16 protein-coding genes are annotated in these 22,385 nt (G+C 38.5%); 5 read left to right on the top strand and 11 right to left on the bottom strand.

The features are described from left to right. Window positions 1-64: 64 nt before the first annotated feature. Window positions 65-685 (top strand): recombinase family protein, encoded by a 621-nt coding sequence (locus LH29_RS14890; RefSeq protein WP_045031256.1) that lies wholly within the window; start codon window positions 65-67, stop codon window positions 683-685. Window positions 686-914: 229 nt separating this feature from the next. On the opposite strand, the gene LH29_RS24650 is transcribed toward LH29_RS14890, so the two are convergent. The 11 genes from LH29_RS24650 to LH29_RS14840 all read right to left on the bottom strand — a co-directional run bounded on the left by LH29_RS24650 (window position 915) and on the right by LH29_RS14840 (window position 13,794). Further along, window positions 915-1,079, bottom strand: a complete 165-nt coding sequence (locus LH29_RS24650) for a hypothetical protein (protein ID WP_157493716.1) — start codon at window positions 1,077-1,079, stop codon at window positions 915-917. Continuing rightward, window positions 1,076-1,231, bottom strand: coding sequence for a helix-turn-helix domain-containing protein (locus tag LH29_RS25135; RefSeq protein ID WP_394330987.1), 156 nt, complete (start codon window positions 1,229-1,231; stop codon window positions 1,076-1,078). Before LH29_RS25135 ends, LH29_RS24650 begins: the two co-directional genes overlap by 4 nt. A gap of 10 nt (window positions 1,232-1,241) precedes the next feature. Then, a complete protein-coding gene (locus LH29_RS24795; protein ID WP_045031251.1) occupies window positions 1,242-1,451 on the bottom strand; it encodes a hypothetical protein in 210 nt (69 codons plus the stop codon). Next, window positions 1,441-1,608, bottom strand: coding sequence for a hypothetical protein (locus tag LH29_RS24645; protein WP_157493715.1), 168 nt, complete (start codon window positions 1,606-1,608; stop codon window positions 1,441-1,443). Before LH29_RS24645 ends, LH29_RS24795 begins: the two co-directional genes overlap by 11 nt. A 903-nt stretch (window positions 1,609-2,511) precedes the next feature. Beyond that, entirely contained in the window at window positions 2,512-4,035 is a 1,524-nt protein-coding gene (locus tag LH29_RS14870) for a sulfatase (RefSeq protein ID WP_198152469.1), read from the bottom strand. Between the two features lie 5 nt (window positions 4,036-4,040). Beyond that, window positions 4,041-5,651 (bottom strand): sulfatase family protein, encoded by a 1,611-nt coding sequence (locus LH29_RS14865; protein ID WP_045031245.1) that lies wholly within the window; start codon window positions 5,649-5,651, stop codon window positions 4,041-4,043. A 110-nt stretch (window positions 5,652-5,761) separates the two neighbouring features. Continuing rightward, window positions 5,762-7,276 (bottom strand): RagB/SusD family nutrient uptake outer membrane protein, encoded by a 1,515-nt coding sequence (locus LH29_RS14860; protein WP_045031244.1) that lies wholly within the window; start codon window positions 7,274-7,276, stop codon window positions 5,762-5,764. Between the two features lie 17 nt (window positions 7,277-7,293). Beyond that, window positions 7,294-10,689: a TonB-dependent receptor gene (locus LH29_RS14855; RefSeq protein WP_052670992.1), complete on the bottom strand. Its 3,396-nt coding sequence runs from the start codon at window positions 10,687-10,689 to the stop codon at window positions 7,294-7,296. 215 nt (window positions 10,690-10,904) lie between these two features. After that, window positions 10,905-11,960 (bottom strand): FecR family protein, encoded by a 1,056-nt coding sequence (locus LH29_RS14850; RefSeq protein WP_045031242.1) that lies wholly within the window; start codon window positions 11,958-11,960, stop codon window positions 10,905-10,907. Between the two features lie 125 nt (window positions 11,961-12,085). Continuing rightward, on the bottom strand, window positions 12,086-12,670 hold the full coding sequence (locus tag LH29_RS14845) for an RNA polymerase sigma factor (RefSeq protein WP_045031240.1): 585 nt from the start codon (window positions 12,668-12,670) through the stop codon (window positions 12,086-12,088). A gap of 416 nt (window positions 12,671-13,086) precedes the next feature. Continuing rightward, window positions 13,087-13,794 (bottom strand): FadR/GntR family transcriptional regulator, encoded by a 708-nt coding sequence (locus LH29_RS14840; RefSeq protein WP_045031237.1) that lies wholly within the window; start codon window positions 13,792-13,794, stop codon window positions 13,087-13,089. A 122-nt stretch (window positions 13,795-13,916) separates the two neighbouring features. On the opposite strand from LH29_RS14840, the gene LH29_RS14835 reads away from it, so the two are divergent. The 4 genes from LH29_RS14835 to LH29_RS14820 all read left to right on the top strand — a co-directional run bounded on the left by LH29_RS14835 (window position 13,917) and on the right by LH29_RS14820 (window position 22,384). After that, window positions 13,917-17,153, top strand: a complete 3,237-nt coding sequence (locus LH29_RS14835; RefSeq protein ID WP_198152468.1) for a SusC/RagA family TonB-linked outer membrane protein — start codon at window positions 13,917-13,919, stop codon at window positions 17,151-17,153. A 12-nt stretch (window positions 17,154-17,165) separates the two neighbouring features. Continuing rightward, a complete protein-coding gene (locus LH29_RS14830) occupies window positions 17,166-18,650 on the top strand; it encodes a RagB/SusD family nutrient uptake outer membrane protein (protein ID WP_045031235.1) in 1,485 nt (494 codons plus the stop codon). A gap of 103 nt (window positions 18,651-18,753) precedes the next feature. After that, complete coding sequence (locus LH29_RS14825; protein ID WP_045031233.1) at window positions 18,754-20,394, top strand: sialidase family protein; 1,641 nt, start codon at window positions 18,754-18,756, stop codon at window positions 20,392-20,394. Window positions 20,395-20,404: 10 nt separating this feature from the next. Continuing rightward, window positions 20,405-22,384 carry a family 20 glycosylhydrolase gene (locus LH29_RS14820; RefSeq protein ID WP_082063739.1) on the top strand — a complete coding sequence of 660 codons (1,980 nt, stop codon included), beginning with the start codon at window positions 20,405-20,407 and terminating at the stop codon, window positions 22,382-22,384. The last annotated feature ends 1 nt before the right edge of the window (window position 22,385 follow it).

Genomic DNA, 22,385 nt, shown 5'->3' with positions numbered 1-22,385 from the left:
TTTAGACTTGGACGTCTTCCGTTTTTTTGGTAGATTTATTAAGAGAATTAAAACGATACACTTCATGAGAATATCCTACCGAAGAACTTCAACGATTAACCAGAGTGGTGAAAGATTCAAATTGGATAAGAGTAACTACGATTTGATTTTGTTTGATAAAGGAGTGAGTGGTAAAATACCATTCATTGAAAGAGAGAAAGGAAAAGAACTAATTCAACTCGTTGAACAAGGTAAAGTAAAAGAATTGGTTTGTGAAGATTTGTCAAAATTGGGTAGGAATACCATCGATGTTCTTTCTACACTTCAATATCTTGATGAACATGATGTAAACGTAGTGGTTCGTAACATGGGTAATCTTCAATCCAAAGTATCTGGGAAGAAGAATCCCATTTGGAATTTAATTACAAGTGTTATGAGTTCACTTTACGAGATGGAACGTGAAAACATACTTGAACGAACTCAAATGGGAAGAAAAATGTTTGTGATGAATGGAGGTAAATTAGGTAGGAAAAAAGGAACTAATGAAAATATCCAAACATTCCTAAATAAACCAAAATCCCAATCCATTATCAAGTATCTGAAGATGGGTAAATCCACGAGGGATATTTCCTTTCGTTTGGGTGTTTCAACTTCTACCATTTATAAGGTTAAACAATATTATAAACCTCAAAATATAGAAATATGAAATCTACTAATTCTCATAAAATCAAGAATAGGGATAGAGATTTATGGTATAAGAGGATGAGTGAGAAAACTTCTTCAAATCCGGAGGATGAACGTGTTGTGGGATTAATGGAGTATTTTGAACTCAATGATGAGTTTGGAAGTACGAATTTTGACACATTGGAATAGTTTAATTTTCAATTGATTGAAATATCATTTTTGAGTTCTGACAGATTGGTAGAATTGAACTATTAATAATCTGTGATATTCATTTTCTTCAAATCATTGATATATCCAGACCTTACTTCTGAACAACGTTGAACACTTACTTCATCTCCTTTCTCTTTTAACTCTGAAATTAAGACATCCAATTCAGAAATGATATTTTGAATCTTAGTGATTCTATCGGATTTCATAATTCAATTTTGTTCTTCATCATCTTGTTTTCAAACTCGATTAAATCTTCTCGTCTGACGTACTTTTTATGAGATGAAATTTCAATCATTGGTAGTCCTCTTTCTTTAATCCAAGATTCGATTGTGGACCTGTCCACGTTGTACATCTTCATCAACTCTTTTTTACTGATTCGTTCTTTTAGTGTATTCATTTACAATTCTTTCAATTTCTTTAATTCTTAATTCTTTCGTTGGTAAATTTTCTAAGTATTCTCTGTGTTTGTCAATCTCTGTAGTGTACTCTAATAAACCATCTGAGAGTGATTTTATGTAATCTGTTCGTTCTCGTGGTGTAAGTCCATTGATGAACTCAGTAAACTCTTTATTCTTCATTTATTCTTCCTCTATGGATTATAAAATCTATTTCTAATTCATTAAACCATTCTTCAAATGATAATTCTGTCGTTCCATCTTGTGAACGAAATATGATATCATTAAACTTCCCCGTTTCTTCTTGATAATCTAGTACTGTAATTTTTCCTGTTTTCATTTATATAAGTGTTGTTGTCAATTCATATTTGTTTAAGTAGTTTCTATATTTCAATTCATCTCTCAGATTGTCTGTATGTACAAATCCATATTTACCGTTACATTCATTGAATGAACCTTTGTTATTTGTACGTATCTTCCATTCTGTACCACCGATGAAGTTGGATAATCGATTATTCAGGTGGTTCTCATCGTTGAAATGAATAATGAGGTGTACGTGGTATCTATTGATATCTATATCCGTATCTTTTTCAATTGAATATTCAGTATAAACATTATCTTTCTTTTTTAACTTTCTATGTAAAGTCAATATCTGTTTATTCAGGTTTTTACGTGATGGATTATGTTTCCTCCCATTGGTACCATAATTCCATTTTCTTATGAGAACACCTATTCTATTCATATTATATTAGTTAGTATTAGTAATTAAACATACGATAGATAATAAGTAGGGATTGAATCTTTACTTTTAGTATCCGATATGTATTATTATACCTTTTACCTACTCTCATAGGAACGTGTTGGTGGAATTTCCAACATCTACATATAAATATTAGAGAAATGTGGAAACGTAAAGAATTTGATGAAAAATGTTAAGTTTAATTACAGAATCATATCTACGATATGTGGAACCCTCAGTATTGAAGTGGAACTCTTTTGGGGAACAGAAAGATCCCTTTGGGTTCCATTTGAATTTATATCATACTGATATACAGTTCCTATTTGACTATTATGGAGGACAGGTGGGCCCACTATAAAAAAACACTCGTTATCAATGATAACGAGTGTTTTTTGTATATGCCTGGTTGCAAAACTCAGCTCGGCAGTGTTTTCTTGAACACACTAATGAATAACAACCATTGAAGTTAAGCAATATGAAATTTACTACCTCTTCCCATCTATATTATTGTATTGATTTTAGTGACCGTTTCTTTGCTAAATTAAAGCGTTTCCGCATTTCTTCTATGAGTTTATTCTGATCCGGGTGTCCTACTAAATTTTCAAGTTCTTCAGGATCTGATTCATGGTTGTATAATTCTTCGTTACCGCTATTGATATCCTCTCCCCAACGCGTATACCTGTACTTACCAAAAACCAATGTACCTGCATTTCCCCTGTTGGTAATTGTGAATGCTTCGGCATCATTATCAACCAGATTCTCTGTTTCAATGTATTTAACAAGACTTTCTCCCTGCAGAATTTCCGGGGTTTCATCAGCATAACCCCCCAATTCAACCAGTGTTGGATACAAATCGATCAACTCGGCTATCGATTCACATTTTACTCCATACGTTTTTTCCATTCCAGGAACTGAAATAACGAGTGGCACCCTTACGGTTCCTTCCCACAAACTGGTTTTTGCCCAGCAATCATGTTCTCCCAGGTTGTATCCATGGTCGGAGAGAAAAACGACAATGGTATTTTTACGCAAATCCAGCTGATCCATTGTATTTAAAAGCCGCCCGATCTGTTCGTCCATAAACTTAACACTAGCCATGTAAGCACTTATGGTTTTCTTCTTTTGAAGTTCGTCCATTCCCCAGATTTTGTCATTTTGTCGTACCAGCGCCTCTTTTGGAACATTATCCCCAACTTCAACCGATGGAAGGACACTCTCTTCGTCGGGATAATTTGCAAAACAGCTTTCAGTAGAAATCAAAGGGACATGCGGTCTCACAAATCCTACAGCCAGGAAAAATGGTGCATCAGGTTTTATCTTTACCTTGTTTGTAGCTCCTTCTGCAACCGCTTTTGCACGACTTTCAAGGATCGCAATTGCCTGATTCGCGGCAATATAATCGGTTTGATAGTATTGCAGGGAATCCGGTAATATCAAACGTGCAAAATTTGATCCGTAATGTAGGTTTTTGGGTGAAAGTAATTCCAACTCTCCGGGACTGAGCGTTTCGGGCCCCATAACATTAAAGGCGTAGTCCCAGGATTCGGGCTCGTCTCCTCCGGGTTCACCACGTTCAATTCCGCCAGGCACACCCATATGAAATATCTTTGAAACACGTGCAGTAAAATAGCCTTGTTCCCTGAAGAAACCAGCCATTGAAGGATGATCTTTTAGTGCCGGATTGATTTCTTTATAACTCCCGGGAGTGTCATCATTACCCAAAACACCATTGGTAGCCGGATACAAACCACTCATAATTGAAGCCCGCGAAGGTCCGCAAAGAGGATACTGGCAATAGGCACGAGTGAACATCACTCCTTCTTTTGCCAGCCTGTCGAGATTTGGCGTGTGCTCATCAATCCCCAAATACGGACCAATCCTTGTGTTTAAATCATCTGAAAAAATCAGTAGGATATTGGGCTGAGCATTTATAAACATTGGAGCCAAAATCAATAGTAGTAAAAAGAAATACCTCGAAAACGAGGTATTCCCTTTTTGATATAACTGGTTTAGATTAAATAAGGTCATTGTCTTTAATTATTGTTGCGGTTTCTTCGTTGTTCCTGATGGTCGAGATATGCTTTTAGGTATTCTTGGTTCAACTCATCGCTGTCGCCATAATAAACGCGCAATTCTTCGAGCCTTTTATGAAGATCTTGCTGAACCTCGGCATACTCCGGGTTATTGTAAATATTGTGCATTTCATTCGGATCCGTTTTCAAATCGTACATTTCCCATTCATCAATATCGTAATAAAAGTGCATGAGTTTGTAACGATCTGTGGCCACTCCGTAATGCCGTTTTACCATATGTACCGATGGATATTCGTAGTAAGTGTAGTAAACAGCATCTCGCCACTCACCTGTTTGACCACTTACCAGCTTGCGGAAAGATTCTCCCTGCATCTCATCAGGAGCCTCAACGCCGGCATAGTCAAGAATGGTTGGTGCAAAATCGAGATTTTGTACCAGTTTTTCAATCTTCGTTCCTGCTTCAATTTCTTTGGGGTAACGCACCAAAAGTGGTGTGCGGAAAGATTCTTCGTACATAAAACGTTTATCAAACCAGCCATGCTCACCAAGGTAAAATCCCTGGTCAGAGGTATAAATTACGATGGTGTTTTCTGCCAGTCCGGATTCTTCAAGATAGTCGAGTACTTCTCCCACTCCGTCGTCCACCGATTTGATGGTACGTAAATAATCTTTGATGTAGCGGTTATATTTCCAAAGGGCAATTTCTTTTTTAGTCATATTTGGATACTCCGCTTTAAAAGCCTCATTCTTTGGAGTATAAGCCGCTAGCCAATCCTCTAACTGCTTTTCGTTGAATCGTGCCAGTTCACGATGAAAACGGGTACTGTCTCCATTCGGATCAACAATCATTTTAAAATCGTGTCCCCAGCCAGCATGTCCGTCAATTTGCATTTCCTGCTCTTTGGCAGCTGTCCCCATGCCACTGTAATCATCGAAATAATTTGATGGAGGATCGAATGTTACGTCATCATATAAATTAAGGTATTCCGGAGCTGATTTCCAGTTGCGATGAGGTGCTTTCTGGTGGTAAAGTACACAGAAAGGTTTATTGGGATCACGTTTATTTTTTAACCAGTCGAGTGTGGTTTCCGTAATAATATCGGTACAGTAACCTTCTTTTCGTACCCTTTCGCCGTCAATCAAAAAATCAGGATTGTAGTAATTGCCCTGCCCGGGAAGTACCATTGAAAAATCAAATCCCTGCGGAATTCCGTCCAAATGGATTTTCCCTATCATGGCTGTTTGGTAGCCGTTTGCCTGAAGCAATTTTGGGAAATTAGGCTGATCCCAGTTAAAAGGCTGAACATTGTCCACTTTTCCATTTATAAAACTGTGTTTGCCTGTAAGCAATACCGCACGGCTCGGAGCACAGATTGAGTTGGTAACACATGCCCTGGTAAAAATGGCCCCTTCCTTGGCTAGTCGGTCAATGTTTGGTGTTTCATTTAATCCATACCCATAAGCACTAATAGCCTGATAAGCATGGTCATCGCTCATGATGTAGATAATATTGGGAGGCTGCGAAGATTCCTCACTCTTAGAGGGTGCACATGAGAGAACTGCCGTTCCCAACACTAAAAAGGCAATAAACAATTGAAATTCTCTGATCATAACATATATTTTAAAGTATTCGGTAATATAAGCCGATATTTCAAGCTATAAAGGGATAGCTTTCAGATAAACCGAAAGCTACCCTCTAATTTTAAACTAACTAAACTATACTATTCCCATCCGGGATTTTGCACCAATAAAGGATTCGCATCCAATTCTGTCTGTGGAATTGGCATTAAATTCATAGCATCCTTGAAATTATCTTTTATTTGTAATTTCTGTGCTGCTTCAAACGAATTCGTGAATTGACTTTCATTTTCAGCATGTTCAAACATTCTTTCTTTTAGAATATCCCAACGAACCAGGTCAAACCAACGTTTGCCTTCATGCACGAGTTCCATCCAGCGTTCTCTCCTGATCCATTCAGTAAGGTTCTCTTTCGTTTTATCTCCGGTTAAAATTCCCTCCAGATCGTCTTGATATGCCCTGCTGCGTACGCGTTGAAGATGGGTATATGCCGCATCAGGATCGCCACTTTCATTTAAAGCTTCGGCATAAAGTAAAAGTGCATCTACGTATCGCAGAACAAACATGTTTACTGCTGAATTTGGCGCATTAAACTCATTCTCATCCCATGCTTTTGTAAAAATTGGCAAGTCTACATAGTAAATTGTTGGATCAATAGGACTGGTAAACTCTTTACTGAAGAAAACAAATTTTCGTTGATCTTTATCACTATACTGAGCATATAGTTCTTCAATAGGTATATCAGCCTCGTTCATTTGGTTTCGCCCGGGTATTTGCTGTGTTTTATACGTAGCCTGAAGTGCATATTTAGGACCTGATAGCTGCATATCACCATTTCCATTTGATGGAGGCGAATCAAACTGTACTGAAAAAACACACTCTTTACCATTTTCTGTGGCAACCCTGTAATTGTCTTTTACATCGTCCCACAAACCGTAACCATAACTTCCCTCGTTATTCACGACTGCGCCGAGCTCGGTTACGGCTGCGTTCCAGTTCTTCATGGTTACGTAAACATATCCTAGCAGTACTGAGGCAGCACCCGAAGTTGCTCTGCCAACATCTGACCCACTATAGCTTTTAGGTAAAGCTTTTGCATCGTTAAGGTCGGAAATAATTTGTGCATAAACATCAGCAAGCGGCATACGGGCAGTAACCGTTTCGTCAACCGATGTGGATAATGGTAAAGGAACATCGCCAAATGCGCGTACAAGATTGAAATAGTACAATGCCCTTAAAAATTTAGCCTCATTGATTAACCTGGTTTTCAAGGTTTCATCCATTTCAATGTTCGGAACTTGTTCCAATGCATTATTTGCCCTGAAAATTCCGGCGTAACTATCTCTCCAAAAGTTTCGAACAAATGTATTGTTTGGCGTGTATCTCATGTATTCAAGATTTTGTAAATATTGGTTAGGCATGCCACGGCCATTTTTTTCATCATCAACCGGGAGGTCGAAAACCAAAAACATTAGTCTTTCATACAAACTGTATAAGCCATTATAAATTGAGGTAACTGAAGCAACTGCACCCGACTCGTCGGTGTATACATTGCTAACTACATACCTGTCAACAGGATTCTCTTCGAGAAAATCGCTACATGAATTGAAAAGAGTTGCAGGTATAAGTATTAATAGGATGCATATAATTTTTTTCATTTTTCAAGTTTTAAATGTTAAAAATCAATTTGTACTCCAAACATTACTGTTTTGGATTGCGGATAAGTACTGTAATCTTCACCCATAGTAAGATTCGAAGCACCATGCAAACTAACTTCAGGATCGAAGCCTGAGTAGTTAGTGAACGTAATAAAGTTGTTCAGCGAGGAGTACAAGTATAGTCGGTCAGCAAATTTCACCATACTTTTTGGGAAAGTATATCCAAGCACAATGTTCTTTATTTTCAGATATGAGCCATCTTCGATGTAATAGTCATTGAAAACGATCTGGCGGTTGGTACTGGCCAGCGGAAGTTCATTGCTTGGATTTTCAGGAGTCCATCGGTTCACCATTTCTGCATAAACATTTTGCCCTCCGGTAGGCAGGGTTAATTGTGTTTTATCAAAATTCAGGATATCGTTTCCAACCGACCATTGCATAAATATGCTGAGCTTGAAATTTTTATATGAAAAATTATTATTCATACCTCCAATAAAATCGGGTAAAGCATTTCCAATAACCTGTCTGTCGGCATTATCTACCACGCCATCTGGTGCTCCGGTGTATTTTCCGTCGTCAGGATTATCATCTTCACTTGAAACGTCTTTATACTTTCTTCTACCCGGTCCTACCTGACTAATTGTTTGGTTTAATGTTTCTCCTTCCTGAATGATACCATCAAATTGCCATCCGTAGAAAGCACCGATGGATTCTCCTACAAATATTCGTCTCGACCAAGGATCGATTTTTAAGTGTCCCTGGTTTACTCCAACATCTTTATACAGAACACCTGCGAGGCTAAGAACCTTGTTCCGGTTAAGAGAGAAATTGAAGTCTGTATCCCATTTTAGCTCTCCTTTCAGGATATCTCCTCTAATTTCAAGTTCGAAACCCTGGTTTTGCATACTTCCAATATTGTTCAGGTAAGTTGTAAAACCGGTGGTATATGGAACCTGCTCGCTGTACAGCATTTCTGTAGTTTTCTTGTAGTAATAATCGAGCGTTAATCCCAATCGGTTATCAAAGAATGCGATGTCTATTCCGGCATCGAACTGGGCTGTTTTTTCCCACTGAAGATCGGCGTTTGCAATTTTGTTCGGGCTAACACCTGTAGCCAACGATCCATCTCCGAACGTATAGGTTTGGGTTCCGGTTGTTGGCAAAGAATTGTATAACCCAATTTCCTGATTACCTGTATAACCAAAACTTGCACGTAATTTCAGGTATGAAAACAGGTTAAGATCTTTAATAAATTGTTCTTCGCTGGCCCGCCAGGCTACAGATCCGGAAGGGAAAAAAGCATATTTGTTATTTTCTCCAAATCTGGAAGAACCATCTGTACGCCCAGCAATAGAAGCAAGGTATTTGCCTTTGTACGAATAGTTTACACGGGCAAGGTAAGATATCAGGCCCCACCTTGTTTTTCCGGATTGTGGACTATTGTATGTTTCTGCACCCTGAAGGCTGTTTTCTTGTAAAATATCATTGGTAAATCCCTGAGAAGAACCGGAAACGTATTCAAAAATATTTTCCTGGAAAGTAGCACCAACTACTGCACTAACAGAATGGTCTCCAAATTCATTTATATAACTTAGAGTATTTTCGTTTAACCAGTTTTGGTTTAAGTTATATCTGATATTACCTCTTCCGTTTGATCCCTGACCTTCGTTTGTATTACTCGGTAGATAGGTGTCGTTTTTAACATTTGAGATGTCTGCTCCTCCTTTAATCTTTGCCGTTAAGTTTGGCGTAAGTTTAAATTCCAAAAATATATCTCCTAGTATCCCGTTTCGTTGTGTTTGACGAACAACTTCATTCATTGTCGCGACCGGGTTGTTGATAATAATACCATCGTTTACCAAAGTGTATTCACTGGCACTTGAACTCGGAAGGAAAGAGTACCCCTGCCCCGAATATATTGGCAGTATTGGACTAAATTGAGTGGCACCGTTTACAACACCTAATCCATCAACGTTTTGTTGATTGGAAAAAATCCTGAATGCAGAAATATGAGTACCTGCTTTAAGCCAGCTATTCATTTGGCGGGTAAGATTAATTCTGGATGAAAAGCGTTCAAAATCTGTGCTTTTTATAATTCCGTCTTGTTTGGTATAACCACCAGTAATTGCATAACTCGTTTTTCTGTCACCACCAGTAAACGATATATTGTATTCTTGCGTAGGGGCCACCTCGAAAACTTCGTCTTGCCAATTTGTTCCTAATTCCGGATTGTTTTTTATTTCTTCCAAATCGGCTGAAGAATAAATCGGAGCACTACCCTCATTGGTATAGGCCTCATTTTTTAATACGGCATATTGGTATGCATCCATTACATCCATCTTTTTAGTAACACTCTGAAATCCGTAATTGGCAGAGAATGAAATTTTGTCATTTCCAATAGTACCTGATTTTGTTGTGATAAGAATTACACCATTTGCAGCTCTTGCTCCGTAAATTGATGTTGCGGATGCATCTTTTAATATTTCAATGCTTTCAATATCGTTTGGATTGATATTCGCGATACCACTAATATTTGACGAACCGGCTGCCGTACCTGCATTTCCACTTCCTGCTCCAGCATAAATTGGGAAACCATCAACAACATACAGCGGTTCGTTAGCACCTTGCAACGATGTTGTACCACGAACCCTAACGGCAGGTGCCGATCCGGGAACTCCAGATGACTGAGTTACCTGGACTCCCGCTGCCCGTCCGGCCAGAGCCTGATCTATCGATTGCATTTTCACGTTTTCAAGATCTTCCGTTTTTACCGACGTTACAGATCCGGTTAAATCACTCTTTTTTATGGTTCCATAACCAATCGCTACCACTTCGTCGATTCCTATGGCATCTTCTTCCATGGTTACATTGATCTGGGATTGATTATCTACGGTAATTTCCTGCATTTTCATTCCTACAAACGAGAATTTCAATACCGCATCATCCGGGACTTCAGGAATTAAATACACACCATCAATATCAGTAATCGTTCCCAAAGTGGTTCCTTTAATAATTACTGTTACCCCCGGTAGTGGGCTTCCGGATCTATCTATTACTTTTCCGCTTACAGATCCTTGTTGGGGAGCTATAAAGGTCTCTTCGGATAAAAGCTCCGGTGTTGCCAAAACAATTATCCGGTCTTTGATAGTGTACTCCACATCAGTACCATAAAAAATAGAGTTTAATACATCATCTATCTTTTTATCATCAACGTTCACAGATACTACTCTGTCTGCATCAATAACTTTGCTGCTGTACATAAAGTAGAATTCGCTCTGATCTTCGATTGCTCCAAGAACTTCTTTAACTGTTGAATTTTCAATTGACAGGCTTAGCTTTTTAGTTTGGGAATAGGTTCTGCCGGCAAAGGCAGTAACCACTGAAATTAGGATGAGTAAGTTAGTTAGTTTCATTATCATCATAAGTTTCTTAAATCCAGGAGATATTCCATTCCTGAACGTACACGTGATATTTTTCATAAATTTGCGTTGATTAGTTTGTAACTACCCTATACCGTCATATAGGGTTAAAATTTAATCTCGACAGGGAAGTGTTGGCGCATTTCCCTGTTTTTTTAATTTAGGTTTTCCATAGGCAAAATGTTCTTTTAGTTAGATTTAATTAGTTATTATTTCTTATCTAATATTATCCTTTGTTTTGAATAAGTTCCATCCGGATTTTTCTCTCTTTTCAGAATGGAATATTTAATAGGGCTGGCAAGTGTCATTAAGTCCAGAATCTGATAAAGAGGCTCATCAATTAAGGTTACCGTATAATTGTAATCCATAATCGATTCTTTCACGACTATCTCCACGTTAAACATTCGGCTCAATTTATCAGCTACTTCTATTATAGGTGTTTCCTCAAATATTATTACTCCATCAATCCAGGCAATAAACTTATCTACTTCACCTGTTGAGGTTTTTATTGTGCCATCACTTATATTAAAGTTGGTATGTTGTCCGGGAATCATGACACCTAATTCCTCATTGGTTTTAGCATTTTCAATTCGCACTTTGCCTTTTACTAATGTTGTCTCAATAATATTTTGGTTGGTATACGCTGATACATTAAAGGATGTTCCCAGAACAGCCACGTTTAAAAACTCCGTTTTTACAATGAAAGGCATATCTTTTTTATGCGTTACTTCGAAAAAGGCTTCACCGGTTAAAGTAACCTCTCTGCTATCACCATTAAAAATCTGTGGGTATTTAATCTTACTTCCCGAATTTAAATGTATTACGGTACTATCAGAAAGCTGAACAACTGTCCTTGATCCCAGGGGTGCTATCACTTCCAAAGAATCAGTTAAATTCTGAAAACTATTTTGTGCTATTTTGTTTCGCACAGAAATGGTGTAAGAAAAAAGTAATAGAACCGGAATCAACAGAATCACTGCAACCCTGGAAATCAATCTAATAACCTTTGAATAATTCCACTTTTCGTTGTGTGTTTGCAAATATCTTGTGTTATCCGTTTCAATCTCATTTAGAATATTATCAAATATTGAATCTATTCTTTGATCATCAATCTCAACATTATCACATGCAGATTTCCAACACTCGATAACCTCATCTTTTGCATCTTCACTCCATTGCTTATTTTTCACCCAACGGATTACTTCTTCCAATTCAGCAGGAGAACATTGATTATTTAAATATTTAACTATTAGCTCTTTATTCATCTTTTTCAATTGCTAAAACTCTTTCTTTTATTCAACAAGTAGATATTTACTGAACAACCATTTTATGCTTGTTTACTATGTAATACGTTTAAACTTGTGGAAGGGAGTATGCTTTGGCAAAAGAATTATAAAAAAAGGTGCATAAACAGGAGGGCTGCAAACATGTTGTTTTGCATATTCGTTTTCAAATATGACAATGTGTTTGCCATATGTTTTTTTACTGTAGTAGCCGATATATTTAATTTTTCACCAATCTCCTGGTACGTCAATCCTGATTCACGACTTAACCGATAGATCTCTTTTTGTCGCGGGGTCAAACCTTCAATTAAACAGCCAATCTGCTCTGTCAAATCGTTAAACTGAATTTCATCAATCAATTCCGGTTTCTTTTGCTCCTTTTGTACAGCAAAAAGATGTTCGAGGTACTTTTTTTCATTTATACGCTTTCGGAATAAACTGATTGTTGAATTATAAGCGATAGTAAACAAGAAGGATTCAAATGATGAATAGGCATCAATTGTTCTCCTTTTTTCCCATATTTTAACAAAGACTTCCTGAACGATTTCTTCAGTATCCGACTCTTGTTTTATAAAACGGAAAACAAAACTGTACAAGCGTTTACTATAACGTTCATAAAGATTATAGAATGCAACTTTATCGTCCTGTTTAAGTCGCAACAACAGTTCAGTATTGGTTTTATTAGTTTTCATTCATTTAGGCACACGCAAAATATGAATTTAATGTTATATAAAAAAGTGAATTTCAAAGCCTTCTCTTAACTCCTCCAAAAGACATGTTTCGTTGGGATCAATTCTGTTGTGAAGGATGTTATTAGTAGGTCAATTATCAGGAAAGAAGAGCCTTGTTATAATGAATTTGTAATCTGAAATCATTAAAACTTCAACTTGTTAAAATTGGGAAGTTTCCTGACTGCACATGGAGTGGTAAAGATCTTGTAAATAGTGATTTTATATTTGACTGTATCTTTGAATTCTCAAACAACAGCAGAGTATTTTGCATTTTCAGTTCAATTATTCCCGATGCAACTCTTTAACCATCAAACGTTATATGGAGAATAAATCTAAATTTTCGATGACTCCAAACGAATCATTTTCTATAATACTACCTATTCAAACAATCTGTTAAAGTGATTATCCAAATGCTTTCGCATACCCTCCCTGAATTTTTTAGGATTCCCGTTTTTTAGTATTTCAACCAACTCCTTATGCGAAACATGTTTTTTCTTTTTTATCGGCCGATTTATTAAACCACTATCATATACAAAATTAAATACCGGCAATAAAATTGTCTGAAAACTCTTCAAAGTATAATTGTTGGTTATTTCATAGAGCTTTCCGTGAAACATGATCTCATGATCGATATCAAATAATACATCGCCTGTTGACTCAGGCTCGGAGTTTGTTATTTGTTCCAGTTCCAATATATCAGCTTCGGTGATATTTTTGAAAATCGAATCTGCCATTCCAATCTCAAGAATCAGTCTAATCTCAAAAATATTTTTTAGTGTTTCATCATCCAAAACTTTCGGAATCATCGATTTTTGAAGAATCTGTGCAAGATTGGGGCTTGTTAAAATTGTCCCCTTATGCTTAATCGAATCCACTAGTCCCATGGCTTTCAACCGGGTTAACGACTCCCGAATTACTGTACGGCTAACCCCCATTGCACTGGCTAATTCAAGTTCCTTCGGAATCTTATCTCCGGTCTTCAATCCTTTAGTAATAAAGATCTCCAGCAATTGCATTTCAACCTTGTCGACTAAACTACTGGTATCGATTAATGGTATTTGATTTATCAAATTTTGATCTGTCATGATGCGATAAAGATATCAATTTTAAAAACATACAAATTTTAAAAATCATTTTGAAATAAAAAACTAATCTCTATATTTGCATGCATTATGTCATACATAAAGCAATAATTAAAATCAAATTTATGAAAAATGTTCTAACTAAAAAATCCATTCTTTTACTACTCTTTCTGTTTGTAGGAGTTGTAAACAGCATGGCACAGGTTGAAATCCGGGGAAAGGTTGTAGATGATTCTCAAAATTTACCTCTACCCGGAGTTAATGTTGTTATTGTTGGTACAACAACAGGAACAATTACTAACATGGACGGAGAGTTTAGCATTGATATCTCTTCTCCGGAAACAGAATTGATGTTCTCGATGATTGGATTTAAATCACAAAGAATCCAAACTTCAGGGTCACAATTTTTGAATGTAGTTATGGAAACTGAAACGACAGCACTTGATGAAGTTGTTGTAACAGGATATACCACTCAATCCCGTGCAGAGATGACTACATCAATTGCAAAGCTCGACACAAAAGTGTTGGAAAGTGTTCCTCGCTCAAATGCTGCTACTGCACTTCAAGGTACAATTGCAGGTTTAAAGGTTACCCAAACAACAGGGCAACCGGGTTCTACTCCAAGTCTGGTAGTTCGGGGAGGTACAAGTTTCGAAGGTACCGGAAGCCCTCTAATCTTAATTGATGGTGTACCCGGATCTTTTTATGCATTAAACTCCGACGATATTGAATCGATGGAGGTACTTAAAGATGCTGCTTCAACAGCAATTTATGGAGCGCGTGCCGCAAACGGCGTAATTTTGGTAACCACTAAAAAAGGTAAAGTTGGAAAATCGAATATCAACTTCAGGGCAAAATTCACTTCAAATCAACGTCGTGAAGATCCAATGGAATATTTGAATGCAGCCGATTACGTGAAGTTCAATCGTCTGGGTGTTCGTGCTGCACAGGAAGTGATGGGGTACAACTGGTTAGATGTGTTCTTAACCGGTGGTCATGCTGCAGCAACGGGTAATAATACCACGAATTCCATTTACACCACAATGGTACTTACCGATGAAAACAGGTATCTATTAAATTATGAAGGATGGCAATCCATTGAAGATCCTGTTAATCCGGGAACTCAACTGATTTTTATGGATAACCAGATGAATGAATTATTCTATCAGGATAGCTATTCGCAGGATTACAGTTTGTCATTTGATGGTGGTAACGATAGAGGGACCTATTATCTGGGACTCGGTTACATGGATGATAATGGTTTGGTTTTTGGATCCTCTTTCGAAAGAGTTTCCGGAACTTTTAATGCTTCATACAAAATCACAGATAACCTGAAGGTCTCATCAAATTTGATCTATTCGCATTCAAAAAGAGATCTTCCTTACGACAGCGATTATAACCTGTTCCAGCGTACTGCAGGATTGGCTCCAACTTCCAGAATTTATAACAACAATCCTGACGGAAGTTTATCATCAGAATACCAACCCGGAACATATTTGGGATTTGGTAACCCATTGTATTACCAGGATAAGTTCATCAGAAATAACCTGGAAGAAAGACTTACCGGATCAGTTCAGTTTGATTACAAATTTCTGAACGATTTTAATTTAACGGTTCGCGGAAGTCATTTCTCGGTAAATAATTCAAACGAATCTTTTAATAAAGCTTATCTGAGTTCGGGTAGTTTGCGAACAGAAAGACAGGCATCGGCCTCGCACACCCGTACTTTGCGCGACCAGGTAACAGCAATGTTGAATTACAAAAAATCGTTTAACCAACACAATGTGAGTGCTCTTGTTGGTACTGAATATTTCAAAGAGAACTATTTTACATTTAATGCGGCTACTCGTCTTTCGCCAACTGATCTTATTTACACCATGAATGTTGGTTCAGAAGCAAGTGGTGTACCTTATTCGTACAAAACCGGATACGAAATTGCTTCCGTTTTTGGCCAGGTAAACTACGATTTTGATTACAAATACTTACTTGGTTTTACTTTCCGGCATGATGGAACGTCTCGTTTAGGGAATAACAAATATGATTTTTTCCCGGGCGTGTCAGCAGGATGGAACATTCATAACGAAGACTTCTTTGCTACATCAAAAGTTAAAAATGTGGTTAGCAAAATTAAACCTCGTTTAAGCTACGGTGTTAACGGAAATATCGACGTTTTAAGCAATTTTGGGGTATTCGGAACTTATGCAAAAACAGCTGTTTACGATACTCAATCAGGTTATGCCAACACACAATTGCCTTTGCTCGATTTGAAGTGGGAACGTTCAACAACCTTCAATATGGGTGTTGATGTTGGATTCTATAACGATCGTGTAACTTTAATCGCAGACTACTTCATTCGCGATGTTAAAGACAAACTGGCCGGACTTACTTTGCCCTTATGGACAGGTTTCTCATCAATTACAACTAACAACGGTACGCTTCAGAACAAAGGATTAGAGTTGCAGGTAAACGCAGATGTTATTAAAACTAACGACTTCAAATGGAATGTTGGCCTGACTTATTATTCGGTAAAAAACTATGCAAAATCACTGCCTGAGAATGGCGTTGAAAACAATCGCCAGGGCGGTACTGAGATTTATGATCCGAAAACCGGAGACACAAAATATGTTGGAGGCTTACAGGAAGGCGAAAGAGTTGGTTTGGATGTAATTACAGCTTATGTTTTTGATGGCGTATACCAGACTCAGGCAGATATTGATGCAGATGCCGGTAGAATAGTTGAATTTGCAACTAAAAAAGATGTTAGGTTCCTGGGTGATACGCGTTGGAAAGATTTAAATGGCGATAATGTAATCAACTATCTCGACCGCGTTGTTATCGGACGCAGAACACCTGATTTTACCGGTGGTTTAACAACTGAGTTGAATTATAAGAATTTTAGCTTATTCATGAAATCAGACTTTGCCATCGGACATTACATTATCAATGGCCGTAGGGTAAAAGGAATTGCACAAACCCAGGGTAACCAAAACGGACCGGCAGAAATTGCGGATTCCTGGACTCCGGAAAACCCAACTTCAAATGTGCCTGTTTTTACGTTGGTTGACCGCCAAAGAAATCACATGGCAGCAGGAGGTGACCAGGGTTCAATGACCAGCAGCAGCTCTCGCATGTGGGAAAAAGGCGATTACCTGGCATTACGCGAAGTAACGCTTAGCTATGATCTTGACGGAAAAATTGCAAACAATGTTTTTCAAAATGTCAGACTATATCTGAGTGGCTCGAATTTAGCCTACTTTAATGGATTCTCAGGCAGTTCTCCCGAAGAATCATCGTCTGGCCTTGATACCGGAAGATTCCCTCTTCCACGAACTTATACGCTTGGTCTAAATGTAACATTTTAAGAAATTTCAATCATGAAGAAATATATTCTATTATTTATATCAATTGTATTCCTGATGTCCTGCGACCTGGACATGAAACCGGAGAGTGATTTAACTTACAACGGATTTTGGGATACAGAAGAAGCAGTAAAAGCTGCTCATGTAGGAATCTATGCCAATTACCGGAACTATACCTTCACGCAATGGCAAATGGGGGAGGTTCGCTCTGATATTTGGGGAGGGAATACCTTTGCCAACTCGCCAAATGATGTGGACCTGATGGCTAACAACATCAGTTCTACACTGGTTTATTTTGGCAATTGGGCAAACTTTTATGGTTTGTTGCATTACATCAACGACTTTATAAAAAGTGCACCGGATGTGGAATTTAGTAATGAAGCAGAGCTAAACCATATGCTGGGACAAGCCTATGGATTACGTGCTCAGATCTATTATACCATGGTGAAAGCCTGGGGTGACGTACCGATAAACACAGAACCGCTTTTGGAGGTTGACCTTTTGGCATTGAAAAAACCACGCTCGCCAAAAACAGAGGTTATGCAACAAATTAAAAGCGATATAGAAAGATCACTGGAATACTTTGGTAGCGATAACAGCTTATGGTTGGGAAAACAAACATACTGGTCGAAAGCAGCAACATTGGCGCTTAAAGGCGATGCTTATATCTGGTCAGGCAAAGTTCTTGGTGGAGGTAACAGTGATTTTACAGAAGCCAAAGCAGCCCTTCAGCAAATTGATGGTTTTAACCTTGTCGACTACAGTAACCTTTGGGGACAAGGTAACGAAAACAACTCTGAGTTTATTTTTACTATTGACTATCAGAAGGATCAGGCAGGAAACTTTTACGGAAGTTTGTTTACTACTCGTGCAGTAGACCTGGTAAGCTTGTTTGATGAAGAAGGAAACTCAATGAGTGACTTTGTAGTGAATGGATTAAGCCGTTATGGCGCATCTGAAAAAACCTTGCTTCTATTAGATGATCCGGAGGATCAGCGACGTAGCACATTTATACGTATTTACGACGATGGAAACAACCATATTCCATTCGAGGCAAGCAATCCGAATTATCAGGGAGCGATATTAAATAAATTTCTAGGGGTCGTTGGAGATGACGGTACGCGCTGGAGCTACAACAACGTGCCACTATATCGCTATGCCGATGTACTGCTTTTACTTGCTGAAGCCAAGAATAATCTTGGAGAAGATCCTACAGAAGAAATAAATGCCGTAAGATCCCGTGCCTATGGAGATAACTTCTCAGGACATGAATTTACGAGTGGTTCCCAAGATCAAAATGCACAAGCCATTCTTGATGAACGCTATAAAGAGTTCATTGGTGAAGGTAAAAGATGGTGGGATCTGGTTAGAGCCGGAGAATCTTACGTTTTTGACGAAGTAGCTTCTATTGATGCTTCCGAAGCTTATAAGATTTACTACTCAATTTCGGAGAGTATGCTTGCAAATGATTCGGAATTAACACAAACAGATGGCTATTAAGTAGCGATTTTTGCATAGATTTAGTTTGGTTAGGAAAAAAGGAGGGCCTAAAAAATTAGGCTCTCCTCCTAAAAAACCTGATAATTGAGCAAATTATAATATTATGAGAAAACTAATCTTCCTACTTCTTTTTCTGGTACAAATAACTTCATTCGGAAGCTGTAACCAGGGATTTGCCACCAATGACGATGTATTGTCTGAACCGGAAATTACCATTCACATGAAGAAGGTACCGGTATTTTTACAAAAATCTGTCAACGAGATTGCAGTAGTAAATATTCCCAAAACAGAGAATACACAATATGAAAGATTAACGTCTGCAACTTTACGGTTCTCGAACGACGATGTAAAAAATACATTAAAAAAAATACAGCTTCTTGGAAGAGCTGCAAACAATGCTCAGGAATCATTGCAAATCGGTGAAACTTCCAGTATTGGAAAAGAAACTACTATTACAGTAGATCTGCCTGTATCTGATCCCAACAACTCATTCTCATTTTCATTTGAGGCACAGGAAAACACCAATATTGAGAATCAGATTCAACTTGAAACGGTTATTCTTGAATTCGACCACAATACAAAACAGTCCATTCAGCTTGAAAAAAACACCATCCGGATTGGCCACATTGTTCGGCAACAAGGTCAGGACAATTGCGATACCTATCGAATTCCGGGAATGGTAACTACCAATAAGGGAACTTTAATTGCCGTATATGATGCTCGTTATAATAACAGCAAAGATTTGCAGGAAGATATTGATATCGGTATGAGCCGCAGCACTGATGGAGGACAAACATGGGAACCCATGAAAATTATTATGGACATGGGTGAATGGGGAGGCCGCTCGCAAAGACTAAATGGCATTGGCGATCCTTGTGTGTTATACGACAACAATACAAATACTATCTGGGTAGCTGCCCTCTGGATAAGCGGGGCTACTGAAAAAGACATGCTGTGGTGGGCATCAAAACCGGGAATATCCCCTGAAGAAACGGGGCAGTTTATTTTGGCAAAGAGTACCGATGATGGATTAACCTGGTCGGAACCAATAAACATTACAGAACAGATAAAAGATCCGGCTTGGCAACTGCTTTTACAAGGTCCCGGCAGAGGAATTTGCACGGATGACGGAACACTGGTATTCCCGGCACAGTTTAAATCCGATACCGGTGACAAAGCCTTGGATGGAGGACAATTCACCTGCCACTCAACTATTGTTTACAGCAAAGACCAGGGCGAAACATGGGAAATTGGAACCGGGGCAAAAACAAACACTACCGAAGCACAAGTGGTAGAATTACCCGATGGTAGTCTGATGCTTAACATGCGAGACGACAGGAATCGCAAAGACAAGGGAGATACCAATGGACGTGCCGTTTCTGTAAGCAACGATTGGGGGAAAACATGGGAAGTTCATCCTTCTTCAAATCATGCCCTTCCGGAATCAAATTGTATGGCCAGTATCATTGGGACCGAAGTGACTTTAAATGGCAGCAAAAAGAATGTTCTGTTCTTTTCAAATCCCAACAACAAAAATGAAAGGAAGAATATGACAATAAAAGCCAGTCTTGATAACGGGCTAACGTGGCCTGAAGAACTTCAGGTAGAACTTAACGAACAAGGCGGTTACGGGTATTCATGTCTAACCATGGTCGACGACGAAACAATAGGAATACTATACGAAGGAGTTAAAGAGCTCTATTTCCAAAAAATTGCAATTGCTGATATTCTAAAAAATAAATAATCAGAAGAAATTGACGACTTCAATAAAATATCTGCTTTTTAATCTCGCCGCTATTTTAATTGTATTGCAGCTTATATCCTGCGGTACGAAAGAAAGTAAAGATCCGGCATTAATTCCTCTGCCACAAAAGCTGGAATGGAATAAGCAGAATTTCTATTTAGCGGACAGCAATACATCATTCATTCAACGATTAGTACCTCAAATCGAAGAGGTTCCTTTTAACGAAGAAGAGGCCTATAAACTCATTATCACTAATGATTCAGTGCTACTTGAAGCAACCACCGCAAAAGGACTTTTTTGGGGACAACAAACGATAAAACAACTAAGCTACACCAAAACGAACGGCAGGTATTTAACCGGGTGTTCTATTGTTGACTGGCCCGCGTTTAAAGTACGAGGTTTTATGCAGGATGTGGGCAGAAATTATCAATCGATCAACATGTTAAAAGATCAGATTGATGTATTGGCTGCGTACAAAATGAATGTATTCCATCTCCACCTTACCGACAATCCGGGATGGAGGTTGGAAAGTAAAATCTATCCTCAGCTGAACAGTCCCCAGTCAATGAGTCGGAAGCCCGGGAAGTATTATACACAGGAAGAGTTTATCGATCTGGCGAACTATTGTAATCAGAAGAACATTACGCTTATACCCGAATTTGATGTGCCGGGACATAGTCAGGCCTTTCGCGAAGCACTCCGGATTGAATCGATGCGAGATCCACTGATGGAGAAGGTTTTAACTGACCTTATCGATGAACTATGCAGCCTGGTTCCTGCAGAACAGATGCCTTACATCCATTTGGGCACCGATGAAGTTTGGCATGAATACGAGCGTCCGGATCCAGACTTATTATCAAGGCTGATTAATAAGGTTGAGAGTCAAGGAAGAAAAGTCATTGTTTGGAGACCCGGAATCGCAATAAAAAATGATACGAGTTCCATTACACAACTTTGGTCTTCTGCCGGAACTCCTAAACCCGGGCACCCTTATCTCGATTCGCGGTTGAACTATCTAAATCATCTCGATCCGCTGGCCGGAGTACCACAACTGTATTTCGACAGAATTTGTGGAGCTGCTCACGGAGACTCGCTGCGGTTAGGTGGAATTCTTTGTCGCTGGAACGACAACAACGTTAATAACGAATACGATATCCTAAAACAGAACCCAGTTTACCCGGGTATTCTTACTTATAGCGAAACATCCTGGAAAGGACAGCAACAAAAAACAGATGATAAATATTTGGCAAAATTACCTCCCGAGGAAGATTCACTTTTCAACGAATTTCGTGAATTTGAAAACCGGTTGATTGAGCATCGTGATAAATATTTCAGGGAAAAACCTTTCCCCTACGTTCGACAAACCAACATGGAGTGGAGTATAATTGGTCCGTTTGATCATAAAGGAAACGTGACTCAAAAATTTGCAGTGGAAGATTCAATCCGTGAAAAATATGAAGTGGATTCGGTTGAATATAACTGGACAGAAGGAATTACCGGCGGAACAATTCATTTGCAACATTTCTTCGGATATCCGTCCTATTTCCCAAAGGCCAATGGATCTTATTATGCCTTCACACGCATTTGGTCTCCAAAAGCCCAAAAATTAAGTGTCTGGATTGGTTTTCACGACTGGTCACGTTCCGGGGGAAGACGCGGAGGGCCATTCCCCGAACAAGAGAAGTGGCATAATACTGATCCAAAAGTATGGGTAAATAAACAACAAATTAATGCCCCAACCTGGCAACAACCCGGCCTCGAATCCAACTCTGAAGAAATACCTTTTACAGATGAAAATTATTATTTCAGAGAACCCACATACATCAATTTTGAAAAGGGGTGGAATGAAGTTCTATTGAAGATTCCATTAACTGAAAATACATGGAAACGCATGTTCTCGTTCGTTCCGCTTGCTGGAAGTAATGGCAATTTTCAGGAGGTAGAACAACTAAAATACAATTCAGAAATCACATTAAAAACCAACAAATAAA

The sequence above is a fragment of the Draconibacterium sediminis genome, assembly GCF_000949475.1.
Classification (GTDB): Bacteria; Bacteroidota; Bacteroidia; order Bacteroidales; family Prolixibacteraceae; genus Draconibacterium; species Draconibacterium sediminis.
The sequence above is the reverse complement of the archived record's forward strand: the minus strand, read 5'-3'. Positions and strand labels throughout refer to the sequence as shown.

Coding starts and splice junctions, on each gene's coding strand:
- LH29_RS14835 (WP_198152468.1), top strand. CDS start 13,917: ATGAAAAATGTTCTAACTAAAAAATCCATTCTTTTACTACTCTTTCTG.
- LH29_RS14850 (WP_045031242.1), bottom strand. CDS start 11,960: ATGAATAAAGAGCTAATAGTTAAATATTTAAATAATCAATGTTCTCCT.
- LH29_RS24650 (WP_157493716.1), bottom strand. CDS start 1,079: ATGAAATCCGATAGAATCACTAAGATTCAAAATATCATTTCTGAATTG.
- LH29_RS25135 (WP_394330987.1), bottom strand. CDS start 1,231: ATGAAGATGTACAACGTGGACAGGTCCACAATCGAATCTTGGATTAAA.
- LH29_RS24645 (WP_157493715.1), bottom strand. CDS start 1,608: ATGAAAACAGGAAAAATTACAGTACTAGATTATCAAGAAGAAACGGGG.
- LH29_RS14865 (WP_045031245.1), bottom strand. CDS start 5,651: ATGATCAGAGAATTTCAATTGTTTATTGCCTTTTTAGTGTTGGGAACG.
- LH29_RS14840 (WP_045031237.1), bottom strand. CDS start 13,794: ATGACAGATCAAAATTTGATAAATCAAATACCATTAATCGATACCAGT.
- LH29_RS14870 (WP_198152469.1), bottom strand. CDS start 4,035: ATGACCTTATTTAATCTAAACCAGTTATATCAAAAAGGGAATACCTCG.
- LH29_RS24795 (WP_045031251.1), bottom strand. CDS start 1,451: ATGAAGAATAAAGAGTTTACTGAGTTCATCAATGGACTTACACCACGA.
- LH29_RS14845 (WP_045031240.1), bottom strand. CDS start 12,670: ATGAAAACTAATAAAACCAATACTGAACTGTTGTTGCGACTTAAACAG.
- LH29_RS14825 (WP_045031233.1), top strand. CDS start 18,754: ATGAGAAAACTAATCTTCCTACTTCTTTTTCTGGTACAAATAACTTCA.
- LH29_RS14860 (WP_045031244.1), bottom strand. CDS start 7,276: ATGAAAAAAATTATATGCATCCTATTAATACTTATACCTGCAACTCTT.
- LH29_RS14855 (WP_052670992.1), bottom strand. CDS start 10,689: ATGAAACTAACTAACTTACTCATCCTAATTTCAGTGGTTACTGCCTTT.
- LH29_RS14890 (WP_045031256.1), top strand. CDS start 65: ATGAGAATATCCTACCGAAGAACTTCAACGATTAACCAGAGTGGTGAA.
- LH29_RS14830 (WP_045031235.1), top strand. CDS start 17,166: ATGAAGAAATATATTCTATTATTTATATCAATTGTATTCCTGATGTCC.